Source organism: Aureispira sp. CCB-E, assembly GCF_031326345.1.
Taxonomy (GTDB): Bacteria; Bacteroidota; Bacteroidia; order Chitinophagales; family Saprospiraceae; genus Aureispira.
This window is the reverse complement of sequence record NZ_CP133671.1, coordinates 6227527-6240179: the sequence shown is the minus strand read 5'-3', so window position 1 is coordinate 6240179 and position 12653 is coordinate 6227527. Positions and strand designations below refer to the sequence as shown.

The following is a 12653-nucleotide window of genomic DNA, read 5'->3' as shown; positions in this document are numbered from 1 at the left end:
TAAATTTGCAACATGCATACAAATACAACATCATCGTTATCTATTAAAGGTAAAGGCTTTCTTTTTAAGTCGTTAGCACAACATAAATTTTTTGTACGTATTCTAAAACTGACATTGGTTATTGTTTTGGGAGCTATTCTATATCATCAAATTTTTGGCAGAGAAGATTTGACCTTGCAAAAATTAGGAGTAGAATTTTGGCAGCATTTGTCTTGGAAAAAAGTTCCTTTATTGATGCTTGTACTTGTATTAATGCCTTTGAATTGGTTTTTTGAAACTCAAAAATGGCTAGCTTTGATGCGTAAAATTGAATCTATTTCATTTTTCCAAGCCCTAAAAGTAGTGCTAATCGGATTGAGTTGTTCTTTGTTTACACCCAATAGAGTAGGAGAGTATGGAGGACGTGTAATGATGGTATCTCCCCAAAACCGCTTATTGGCTATTTGGGCAACAATGGTTGGTATTTCTAGCCAATGGATTGTTTTGGTTGTTGGAGGATGGTGGGGATTGATGGGCGCATTTTATGGGGGACTTATTCCTATCCATGAAGCATTGTTAAGTAGCTTGATCTTAGTGGGGGGAGTCGCATCGAGTTGTTTGTTGGGAATCTATTTTAATCTACGAAAAATTGTGCCGTATAGCATGAAGTTTAAATGGACAAGAAACTGGGCGATGAAGATGCAACGTTCTTCTTTTGATTATTACAATAACAAAGAATTAATAGAAGCCTTAGGCTATTCAATAACACGTTACTGGATTTATTCTTCTCAGTATGTTTGCCTGCTGTTCTTTTTTGGATTTGATGCAAACATTTTAAGCACTTTTTTGGGGGTCATAATCGTCTATTTATTGCAAACAGGAATACCGTTACCACCCTCAACAGGTCTATTGGCAAGAGGTAATATTGCCGTGTTAATCTTGGGATATTTGACTGTAAAAGAAGATGCATCAATGTCGATCTTGTCTGCTACGTTTAGTCTTTGGATGATCAATGTTGTGTTGCCATCTGTTGTTGGGGCTTTTTTGATTGCTCGCTTAGGATGGAATGAAAAAGAAGCTGAAAGCGAGGAGCAAATGCCTGTTACTTCTAGTAGGGAATGCACTATTCAGCCTTAGTAAAGGAATAGGAATACAATAGCCCATTCATTTTGGAACGAACTATTGTACCCATTATAGATAGCTTTATACAAATAAAGGCGTAAATTTGAAATCACCTCCATCAAATAGCCCTTTGTCACTTAATTTTAATCTAGGAATAACCAACAAAGCCATAAAAGATAGGGTCATAAAAGGGGCTCTTAGGCTACAGCCCAATTGCTCCTTTGAAAATCGGTCAATTGTAGAATATAAATTGGCGACAAGCTCACCTTCATCGGTTGACATAATACCAGCGACAGGAAGTGGCAAAACGTGTTCTTGTTGAGAACCAATTGCCGAAATACCCCCTTTGTTTTTTATAATCAAATTAACTGCTTTACAAATGGCATCATCATCTGTTCCGACCGCAATAATATTGTGAGAATCGTGTCCTACACAAGATGCCAATGCCCCTTCTTTTAAATTAAATCCATTGATAAAGGCAACAGCAGGAGGTGTGTTGGAATAGCGATTCACAACGACCATTTTGAGAACATCTGTTTCGGTGTTAGATATGGTATTGCCCTGCTCAATTTTGGCAGGGGCTTCAAAACTTTCAGTAATCAAGGCGCCATCAATTGCTTTGATCACATGAAGGGTTTCTGTTTGAGGAACACAGACAAACTCTTTAGCCTCTTTAGGGTAGGTATTGAAGTTATTAATAGCTACTTCATCCACTCTATGAATAAGTGATTTACCGTCTTGAGCAACAAGTTGCCCATTGATATAGGTAGCTTCAACTTCAAAATTCTGTAGATCTTTTACAATGGCAAAGTCTGCCCAATCGCCCACTTGTAATAATCCAATATCTAAATTGTAATGTTGTACTGGGTTGATGCAGGCAACTTGAAGGACATCAAATAAGGGAATACCCTGTGCCACTGCTCTTGCTGCTAGTTGGTTGATATGACCCAACATAAGGTCATCAGGATGTTTATCATCCGAACAAAACATAACGTTAGCTGTATGCTCGGGAAGTATAGAAATTAAGGTGTCAAAATTTTTAGCAGCAGAACCTTCTCGAATGATAACTTTCATACCCAAGCTGAGTTTTTCCAAGGCTTCTTCCAATTCAAAACATTCGTGATCGGTACTAATACCTGCCTGAATGTATTTTTGAATTTGTTCCCCTCGAACACCTGGAGCATGCCCATCAATAGGTTTGTTAGCAGCCTTGGCAGCTGCTAGTTTAGCCATAACCATGGGATCCTCAAAAATTACCCCAGGGTAATTCATCATTTCTGCCATATATTTGATGTCGTTGTCCGCCATCAATGTTTTGATTCCTTCCACATCAATTTCTGCTCCTGCTGTTTCAAAACTAGTAGCAGGAACACAAGAAGGAGCCCCAAAATTAAACTTAAAGGGCACTTTTTTCCCATTTTCAATCATATAATAAACCCCTTCAAGCCCCATTACATTAGCAATTTCATGAGGATCAGAGACCGTTCCGACGGAACCGTGAATGACTGCTAAACGGGCAAACTCAGAAGGAATGAGCATAGAACTTTCTATGTGCACATGTGCATCGACAAATCCAGGAATAGCATAACCTTCCACTGATTCATTAATGGGAGTAATTTGAGCTATTTTTTTGTCCTTTAGCTCAATTTTAGCAGCAAAAATGGTTCGATTGTTTATATCAACGTAATTAGTTTTGATTATCATACTTAGTCCAATTTGAGTAGTTTGAGAGACAAAAAGTTAAATCCAAATTTAATTAAAATAACTAATCGTTTAGAAAAAATACAAGTAAACTGCATTTCTTTTTGTACGATTTTTTATCAAAAAACATCTTAGGGGCTACTGTATCGTAACATCGAACTGTTTCCTCTTTGCTTTTCGATTAATACTATAAATAAACTTAGTTTTTATGCTCATCTACTTCAACAAAAAAAGGTTGCATTCATTGAACACAACCTTTGATTTATATTAAATGTATTGTATAATTCGAGTCTTAAAACAGCGCTTTTCCTAGTCGCTGCTTACGGAGCAATTTAGGCAATTTGACTGATGTTTTGTAATTTTTCTGCCAAACCTTCGATAGATTCAATTTGGTCTTTGTATTTAGATAATAACTGAGCTGCCTTGTTGCTAATACCGCTAGTTAAGGTGTCTAAATTACTATTAGATTTTTCTCCTTGTTTTGCTCTAATTTTGTCAATATGAGGTTGAAGTTTACTCTGAATAGTTTTAGCCGCTTCATTAATTTTTTTAGCCGCTTCTACTTGTTTGTCTTTATCAGAGCTAGAAATGAAAGTCTCCAATTGAGGCATCAATTCTTCAATTTTATTCCAAGCAGAAAGTATTACCTTAGGTTTTTTAGAACTGTCTACTTTTGCAACTTGATCGTAAATCTTTTTAGCCTCTTGGAATGCGCTTTTCAAGTCACCTAATGTACTTAGTTCCGTTTCTTCTTCAAGCGTATCGTCCGTGTTATTATTGGGTTCTGTCTTAGTTTCAGGTTCAAGCTCTGTATTGGTATCAATTTCAGAAGCATCTTCTGATGTACCCGTTACATTTAGTTTTAATTTAATTGTTTTGTCAAATAGCTCGTTCAATTCTTCTACAATGACATCTGCTGTTAGACCTCCTTTTTTGATTTCTAAAGTGATTTCACCTTTGCCTTGAGTTGCTTTTACCAAAGAAGTCCATTTAACTAAGTGGATACTCTTGTCTTTTTTTAATGCTTTATAGGCTTTGTCTGCTTCGTCCCATTTTAGAAAAGGAATAAAAACAGCAATTTTCTTTTTGCTACCAAGGTTATACTTTGTAAATACTAGACCTGCTTTTGCTTTTTTTACAACAGCTGTTTTAGCGTGTTGTTTTTTGTATTCTGCATATTTTAATGCTTGAAATGCCTTAAAGTCAAATAATTCCTTTGCCATTGGTTTTTATGTTTTTTTAAGTGTGAATGTTAAAATTACAGATAAGAGTAATCCATGGAGCAAAATGCTATATTTTATCCAAGTGTTTTAAGGTTTACTCGTTTCAAAATTGTTTTTATTTCAGATCGGCGTTCATTCATTTTTTCAACTACTCCTAGTAGTGATTTTTTTAATGTTGCCCTACTTTCTGCTTTGCTTTTTTGTGAATGAATTCTTGATTCTAACTCTTTCCATTGAGGTAATCCAGATTCCAAAACTTTTTTCTGAGAAGTAAAACTATTTCTAGTTTTTTCATCGGTTTGAGTCAATTGCGCTAAAAAAAGATGCCCTGCTTTTCGAAGCGCTTTTACAAAAGCAGCATCGTTATTGGTGGTTTCTCTCTTTTTATAACGAGGCATGACATCCTTTACCAATTTTTCAATTCCCCGTTTTAAGTTTTTGGCTTTATCTACAATTTCCTCTGTACTAACCAGTACCGTTTGATTGTTTTCAGTATTCGAAGTATTGGGGTCAACAACCTGTTCTATTTTCGAAGGATCTTTAGAATCGACCATAAGAGGAGCATCTAACCAACGAATTTCATCAATTAATTTTAATGAAGTACGTTGCATTTTTTTTAGTGTCCTCATGACACTAGCTTTTTTGCCTTTAGCTAGCGATAAATTGGGATAAAGACAAAGTACTTTGCTGCCTTTTTCGTTCAAAATAAAACAAGTTCCCATCGAGACTTTTGTCTTATCAAATCCTTCTTGCCCTTTTCCTGCTGCCTTAAATAGCATTTTTTGCGTTGCTGTGGGTGTACCAAAAACTAGTAGATGCTCATCAGCAGTATAATTCTCACAAAAGAAATACTCTGTTGTTTGCTCAACATGCGTCTTTTGAATCAATATGTTTTGTATACCTTTATAATACTTACTCAAAAAGCCAGTATCAAGATTTCTACTTTTTATTTGATCCGGTTTGAATTTGGTTAGAATATTAAATGCCACAGTAAAAATGGGTTAAAAAATGATTGATAGAAACAATTACCTACAAAGCCCAATACTCCAATAGGTGGACTTTAAGAATTCGAGTAAATTTAAGAAAAAAAAACTGAAAAAACAAACCATTTTTCTTTTTCTATTGGAGAGGATGCTGCATTATATTAAAAATAAAAAAACTAAAAGAAGAAAATGAAGCATAAAAACTAGAAGGAGAATTTCATTTTGTTAAAGAAGAACAAATGTTTTTAGACCAATAGGTTTAAATTATAGTTGGTTCTTAGTACTTTTGTGGCTAATTCATATAAGATATCAACAAACTTGTGTGATAATATGTTGTCTGAAATACAGCAGGCAAACTTTTTAGTTTAAACAAAACTGTTCTTTGATAAATAATGTGTATTTATATATAAGTAGTTCGTTGATTTTTTACGTACTATAATAATAGTAAAAACATGATTTGTACAAGAACCAACAAAATGAGAACAAATAAAACGTTATGGCAAAAATTCCAATAGACTTAACGAAGGGAACATTAAAAGAAGTAGAAGTACCAAAAGAAAACGTTATTATTGGTATAGACCTAGGAACAACAAATAGTTTAGTTGCTTATATGTTAGATGGAACGCCGACTGTTGTTACGGATCATATTGGTAAAAATGCCTTAGTCCCATCTATTATACATTTTGAAAATGAAAATTCTGTAGTGGTAGGGCATGATGCGATTGAAAAATTAGTGACAGATCCAGAGAATACCATTTTTTCGATTAAGCGATTGATGGGAAAATCGTATCAAGATGTGGAAGACTATAAGCGCTTTTTTTCTTATCAAATTATTGATAATGAGGTAGAAGATAGCTTGGTTAAAATTAGGATTAAGGATAAATTTTATACGCCAATTGAATTGTCGGCAAAAATTTTGGCACAACTCAAACGACGTATTGAGAAAACGCTTGGTGCTGAGGTGACTCGTGCCGTTATTACAGTTCCTGCTTATTTTAACGATGCCCAACGTCAAGCAACACGGGATGCAGGGAAATTAGCAGGACTGGATGTCTTGCGTATTGTCAATGAACCCACTGCGGCAAGTTTGGCATATGGAATTGGGTTGGATGCAGATGATATTAAAACGGTTGCTGTTTATGATTTGGGAGGCGGAACATTTGATATTTCTATTCTTAAGATAGAACATGGTATCTTTGAGGTGTTGTCTACAAATGGAGATACTTTCTTGGGAGGGGATGACTTTGATCGTGCGATTCAGCAATATTGGATGGATACCTACAAATTTGATACAGATAATAATGCCGCACTGACACAAGAACTTCGATTAGCAGCAGAAGCAGCCAAAAAATCTTTTGCAAAGAAAGCTACTTTTGAAACAACTATCGCTGGAATTACTTGCCAAATGACCAAAGATCAATTTGAAGAAATGGTGCAACCTTTGGTACAACGAACTTTGGCAGCTTGCGAAAATGCACTCAAAGATGCGGAGTTAAGTATTAGAGATATTGATGAAGTTATTATGGTAGGTGGCTCGACTCGAATGGATTTAATACAGCAACGGGTAGGACAGTTTTTTGATAAAAAGCTTAACAATACGCTTAATCCAGATGAAGTTGTTGCTTTGGGCGCCGCAGTGCAAGCGGATATTTTGGCAGGAAATAATCAGGATATATTGTTATTAGATGTAACGCCTTTGTCGTTGGGAATTGAAACAGTAGGAGGGCTAATGGATACCATTATAGCGAGAAATACAAAAGTTCCAATCAAAGCTGGTCGTCAATATACTACTTCGGTAGATGGGCAAACCAATCTAAAAGTAGCTGTATATCAAGGTGAACGTGATTTGGTTGCTGATAATAGAAAGTTAGGAGAGTTTGTTTTGCGTGGCATACCTCCAATGGCGGCAGGAATTCCCAAAATTGAAATTCATTTTCTGTTGAATGCGGATGGTATTTTAAAAGTTCGAGCAAAAGAATTACGCTCAGGGGTAGAGCAAACAGTAGAAATGCGTTCTCCTTATGGGATTTCTGAAGAAGAAATGGGGCGTATGCTATTAGAGTCAATTCAGAATGCTAAAGGAGATATGGCTGTACGGGCGTTGATTGAGGCTCGTACCGAAGCTCAAAATGTCGTATTGGCTTCTCGTAAATTTATCCAACAAAATGTCACCATATTGACCAAAGAAGAGGTAGAGAAGACAATGGAGTTGGTAACAGCTCTTGAAACAGCTTCTAAGGGTGAAGACAAAGATTTGATTCATCAACGAATGGAAGAACTAAACGAATATACAACGCCATTGGCACATCGAGCTTTGGATGCTAATATCGCCAATGCGATGAAGGGAAAAAAACTATAAACAGAATAGTTGTTAAGAAAAGGAAGGGAACTGTTTGCAGTTTCCTTTTTCTTTTAATAATAGCTCATTAAGGCAAGCAACTTCATGTAGTAGCAAGCATCGTTGAATTTATCTATACTTTTTTATGCCATTGATCTAAAAACTGATATCTAAACACATCAAAATGGAATATAAAAGAACATTAGTTATCGGAGATATTCACGGCAGTATTGATGCACTAGAAAGTGCTTTGAAGGTAGCCCATTATTCTCCTAGCGAAGATCGAATTATTTGTTTGGGAGATTATATTGATGGTTGGAAGTATTCTTATGAGGTGGTAGATAAGTTGATTGCGTTGCAAGCAGCATCGCCCTTTGAAAATATTTACTTGAAAGGGAATCATGAAGAATGGTTTTTGGAGGTACTGAATCAAAATTTTGAACAATTTAGAGTAGATCGATTTATAACTACCAAATACAGAGACTGGATGCTGAGTGGTGGTTTGTCTACCTATCTATCTTATGCGCAACGAAGTGATGCGGAAATTTTGAGGCATAAAACGGCATTTTTTGATAAGTTAAAATTATATCACATCGAAAACCAAAAATTATTTGTACATGCTGGGTTTGATTATCAAATGGGCTTTGAAGCATCGTTGCAATTTTATCCAGAGTCGTTGCTATGGGATAGAACCTTGTTTCGAAAAGTGGTACAATTATGGAATTTGGAACAGGAGGGTGCTTGGGTTGATAAAAAAGTAACAAAAATAGATCAATTTGAGAAAATTTACATCGGGCATACGCCAACGATTAAGTATAATTGGTCGATTCCACAAAAAATGGGTAATGTTATCAATCTAGATCAAGGCTGTAAGACAACAGGGGTTTTAAGTATTTGGATAGAGGAGCAAGACGTTTTTTTTCAGAATAAGTAAGGAGGCTTTAAAGCTAGTTTTAGAACTTGTTCTTACTTACTACAAATCTGCTCAATGCTCCCAAAAAAAGACATTATCACGAATTGGTTTTATGAGAAATTGGAAAATGCTATTTTTTAGCTATACAAATTAATTCGTGATAAGTAAGTGGACAGAAAAAAGTATAGTTAAAAATGTAATTGTTTTTAGTGCTGTTCAAAGAAAAGAATTGAAGTTTTAGCGGGCTAAAACGAGATTTTTTGATGAAGAACAGTGCAAAAAGAATTCTATTTTGCCTATAAATTTTTATGAACGATTACTTAATGTCTAATAAGCGCCATAAAAAAACAAAACACATACTAGTTTTAATATTAAGACGTTTTTTATTTTACCAAGGATTGGTACATTTATAAAATCAAGGACTATAATTTAAAATCGATATGCATTATAAAATCAGTATTTTTTTTACCTTATTTTTTACGTTACAAATAGCTGTCGCACAGCAGGATTCTAGTAATTATCAAAAAAAATATGCCTTTCAAATTAAAGACCCAACAGAAGGTTTGGAAAAAGGGCAGGAGTTTTTGTATGTAGATGGTATTTATAAAGTTTGGGATGGAGAGCGATTTAATTGGGGATTTTATGATGATAAAACCAAAGAAAAGTTAACCAAGGCTAAGTATGATACTATAACTTATCGTTACTTGCATCAAGAAAAAAAAGGTTTTTATAGAATCAAAGAAAATGGCAAATGGGGAATGTTGGGGGACGATCGTAGCGTTTGGGTGCCTGTACAATACGATGCTTTAAACTATATATCTAAACGTCAACATCCTTATATCAGTATTGAAATCGGCGATAAATATGGTGTCCTAAATACTGATGGAACCCCTGTTTTAGAAGCGATCTACGATGATATTTTGTTTGATGGTTACCGTTATAAGGTCAAAAAAGGAGCTAAGTGGGGGCTAAAAAATGCCAAAGGAGAGGAGTTAATTCCTACTTGTTTTGATCAAATAGGGGATCACCAATATATTAGCCACACTCGTGTGAAAATTGGCAAGAAATGGTCGGTTTATAACTGGATTAAGGATAACCCTTGTCAGACAGAAAAAAAATACGATGATATTGATTATTTCTCTCGTTACTTTGTGGTTAGAGAACAGGGTAAGTTTGGTTTGTTAGATATTAATGCAAAAGAAATTCTGCCTTTTGAATATGATTTTATGTCTCCATTTTTCTTGAAATACTTGAATAGTGTCTTGGTAGGGAAGGATAAAAAAGTAGGCTTGTTGAGGATAGATACTAGTGACCAAGTACATACTGCGGTACCAATTGAATATAGCGATATTTGGATTGATGAAAATAACTTTAAACTAAAAGTTCGATTAGGCGATAAAATCGATTATTATTATAATGATCAAACGCTTTTTGATTTGGCGTATAACGATGTGCAATACTATGAAGATATTAATCGTGTGATGGTCAAAAAAGGCACTAAATGGGGGATGTTAACGGTAGAAGGTGAACAAATTATTCCCATTGCTTATTCTAAAATTCATGTTATGAATGCCAATCAGTTTATGGTGCAAAAAGGGACTAAATGGGGAGTGTTAAATGGGCAGGGAAAGGAAATGATTCCTGTTATTTATGATCAATTTGATTATCGACCTAAAAAGAAATTTTTCTTTGTCTTAAAAAATGGTAAATGGGGGATTGTCTCGATTACTAAAGGAGTTATTTTGCCTCCTAAGTATGAAGATATGTATGCGCTTCCGAATAGAACTTATATGGTCAAAGTAAAAGGACTTTGGGGAGTTGTAGCTGCTGGAGGACGTGTCATTGTTCCAGCTGAGTATAGTTCTTATAAATACAAATATAAAAATAAAGAAGTAGTTTTGATACACCCAGATGGTCATGTTAAAAAATACCCGCTTCGGTAGAAGCATCGGATACTATTCATTCATTTCCAATAGTACGAATAGTAGTTACGGTATTGCCTCTAAGAAAGAGCGTTGCCATTCCTTTTTTTCCATAATATATTTTGGTATTGGGCAGCCATTTTTGCAATGTTTCTTCTACAAAAGCACGGTTCCTTTGTTTTTCTTCGTGCCACACCAATATTTTTAGATTTTTTAATTTTTGAATGCTTTGTGGGAGCGTTTTACGACCAATAAATGAAAGGTCTAAGGCAATAAGATCGGGAACATTCGCCAAAGCATTAAATGCTTGATTTAGGTTGATGACACGATTCCCATTCAAACTCAAAACTTGAAGCTTTGTCATATTTTGAATGCTTTTAGGCAAGCTTCGTATGGGGAGTTTCTCCAAAAACAATTTTTCAACGTTTGACATTCGAGTTAATACCATAGGAAATTTAGTAAAGTTATTGTAAAACTCAGACATTCCTGTGTGTAGATTGCTGATGTCAACTGTTTTTAAATTGGTTAAATTTGAAAAGTAATTGGGTAGCGAATTTAAGCGATTATCAGCCAATACCAATTCGTCAATCTGTGTAAGCAATGATAAACCCATAGGGAGTTGTAACATGCCATTGGACGAAAGGTCAAGCTTTCTAAGTTGTTTGCAAGAAGCCAAATTAGGGTTGAGGGCTTGAACCCTATTATTGCTCAACGATAGATACTTTAGGTTGGGATAGTTGGCAACTTTATTGGGGATGTAGTAGATGTTTTGATAGGATAAGTCTAAATGTTTGGTGCGTTCGTAAGCATTATTTTGATAAGGGGTTGCAATATTTTGATAGACCTTTCTCAATGACTTTCTACTGCCATGTTGTAAGGCATTCAGTTGCAAATTTCCAAAAAAATTCTTTGTGTCAGGAAGCTTGGGCAATGACTTAATATAAAGCTCTTGAGCAATGGTATCTTGTATGATTTCAGGAATTGCTAATAAATTTTGTTCCCATGCTGTTAAGCTATCTGTGATAGATGGATTAGGAACCTCCACAACCGTTGATGTCGATTCTGCCGATTGGCAAGAGCAGCAACAATAGTATAGCCAAAAGATAAAAAAATAGTGCATGGAGTAATTTCTAGAAGTTGAAAAGTTAACAAGAGCCATCACGATATAAAAATGTTACAAGTACATTCCCGATTGTTCTATTTCTTCCAAAACTTTATCAGGAACCCAGTATCGAATAGACTTACGCTCTTTAATTAATTTTCTAATAACAGAGGAAGAGATTTCCATCAAAGGGGCTTCCACCATATGAATACTAGGATGTTCTTGTAGGGCACCTAAATCATAATTAGGACGACTATAGACATAAATTTCGTAGTTAGCTAAAATGACTTCGTAATTTTTCCATTTATGGAAAGACCCTAAATTATCTCCACCCATAATCAATACAAAATCATGCTCTGGGTGTTTTTCTTTGAGATAGGTTAGAGTATCAATGGTAAAAGAAGGTTTGGGTAACTCAAATTCAATATTACAAGATCGTAACTTCAAATGTCCCTCAATACTTAGATTGACCAAATGCAATCGATCATAATCATTCGCCAAAGTAGCCCGTTTTTTATGTGGATTGTGTGGGGTAACTACCAGCCAAAGTTCTTCCAAAGGAGTATTTTCTACAATGTGATTAGCAATGATTAAATGTCCTGTATGAATGGGATTAAAAGAGCCAAAAAAAAGTCCTATTTTCATGTATTCTATTCGTTTTTTCAAAAATACGAAAAAAAGGTGAGTTTATGGTCTAATACCAATCCATATTCTAAGCATGGATTGGTATTATAATTGGCTCTATTCTTTTAGATAGGGTCTTTTGATTCAATGAAAGAGCAGTTTTCTTTTGACAGAGACCACTTTTTTGATATTACGAATAGACGAATCAACGACCACGAAGTAGCAGCAAACCCAGCTTGCTGGCTGATGACCGCAGGGAGTAACTAAGCTAACTGCTAACAAGATAGCATTGTTAATTCTAGAAATATGAAAAGTTTATTCTGGAGTGCCATTTTGAATCCAACAGTAGATTTTTTGCAAGTCAGAAGTGCTTAATTGAGCTTTTCCTTCTGGCATTCTACTATAACTGCCTTCGTGCTGCATACTTCCCATAAATCTTGCTCTAGAAGATTCTGAAACAACAGCACCATAGTTACTAAGGTTAATCCCATCGGCTTTTGTTGTAGCATCATGACAACCACTATAAGCACAGTTAGCATCCATAATAGATTTTATATGATTGGTATAGGTAGGAGCAACAGCCGTACAATCATAGGTAATGGCTTCGGTTTGACAAGAGGAGAGGGAAAGAAGGACGAAAGACAAGCCTATAAAAAAAATAAGAATTTGCTGATTCATCATAATTAAAACAGTTTAGATAAAAGAATTTGTTTACCTAAAGTCGTTTGCTGTTTTTTTAATCCCCT

General features: G+C 35.1%; 10 protein-coding genes. 4 read left to right on the top strand and 6 right to left on the bottom strand.

What is annotated here, in order from left to right:
• Positions 1 to 12: 12 nt before the first annotated feature.
• Positions 13 to 1116 (top strand): lysylphosphatidylglycerol synthase domain-containing protein, encoded by a 1104-nt coding sequence (locus QP953_RS24205; protein ID WP_309553215.1) that lies wholly within the window; start codon positions 13 to 15, stop codon positions 1114 to 1116.
• A 66-nt stretch (positions 1117 to 1182) separates the two neighbouring features.
• Here QP953_RS24205 and ade read toward each other — a convergent pair whose 3' ends face one another.
• The 3 genes from ade to QP953_RS24190 form a co-directional block, all read right to left on the bottom strand.
• Entirely contained in the window at positions 1183 to 2805 is a 1623-nt protein-coding gene (gene ade, locus QP953_RS24200; RefSeq protein ID WP_052597472.1) for an adenine deaminase, read from the bottom strand.
• Between the two features lie 329 nt (positions 2806 to 3134).
• A complete protein-coding gene (locus QP953_RS24195; protein WP_309553214.1) occupies positions 3135 to 4025 on the bottom strand; it encodes a hypothetical protein in 891 nt (296 codons plus the stop codon).
• A 74-nt stretch (positions 4026 to 4099) separates the two neighbouring features.
• Positions 4100 to 5014, bottom strand: a complete 915-nt coding sequence (locus QP953_RS24190) for a hypothetical protein (RefSeq protein ID WP_309553213.1) — start codon at positions 5012 to 5014, stop codon at positions 4100 to 4102.
• 490 nt (positions 5015 to 5504) lie between these two features.
• Here QP953_RS24190 and dnaK point away from each other — a divergent pair, with 490 nt between their 5' ends.
• From dnaK to QP953_RS24175, 3 genes are all read left to right on the top strand, one after another.
• Complete coding sequence (gene dnaK, locus QP953_RS24185; RefSeq protein ID WP_052597465.1) at positions 5505 to 7367, top strand: molecular chaperone DnaK; 1863 nt, start codon at positions 5505 to 5507, stop codon at positions 7365 to 7367.
• Between the two features lie 163 nt (positions 7368 to 7530).
• Positions 7531 to 8280 (top strand): metallophosphoesterase, encoded by a 750-nt coding sequence (locus QP953_RS24180; protein WP_309553212.1) that lies wholly within the window; start codon positions 7531 to 7533, stop codon positions 8278 to 8280.
• Positions 8281 to 8699: 419 nt separating this feature from the next.
• Positions 8700 to 10202 (top strand): WG repeat-containing protein, encoded by a 1503-nt coding sequence (locus QP953_RS24175; protein WP_052597461.1) that lies wholly within the window; start codon positions 8700 to 8702, stop codon positions 10200 to 10202.
• A 16-nt stretch (positions 10203 to 10218) separates the two neighbouring features.
• Here the strand turns inward: QP953_RS24175 and QP953_RS24170 are convergent, their stop codons facing one another.
• The 3 genes from QP953_RS24170 to QP953_RS24160 form a co-directional block, all read right to left on the bottom strand.
• Positions 10219 to 11301 carry a leucine-rich repeat domain-containing protein gene (locus tag QP953_RS24170; protein WP_309553211.1) on the bottom strand — a complete coding sequence of 361 codons (1083 nt, stop codon included), beginning with the start codon at positions 11299 to 11301 and terminating at the stop codon, positions 10219 to 10221.
• Between the two features lie 54 nt (positions 11302 to 11355).
• Positions 11356 to 11928 carry a nicotinate (nicotinamide) nucleotide adenylyltransferase gene (nadD, locus tag QP953_RS24165; protein WP_052597457.1) on the bottom strand — a complete coding sequence of 191 codons (573 nt, stop codon included), beginning with the start codon at positions 11926 to 11928 and terminating at the stop codon, positions 11356 to 11358.
• A gap of 294 nt (positions 11929 to 12222) precedes the next feature.
• Positions 12223 to 12588 (bottom strand): hypothetical protein, encoded by a 366-nt coding sequence (locus tag QP953_RS24160; RefSeq protein ID WP_156039786.1) that lies wholly within the window; start codon positions 12586 to 12588, stop codon positions 12223 to 12225.
• Between the last annotated feature and the right edge of the window lie 65 nt (positions 12589 to 12653).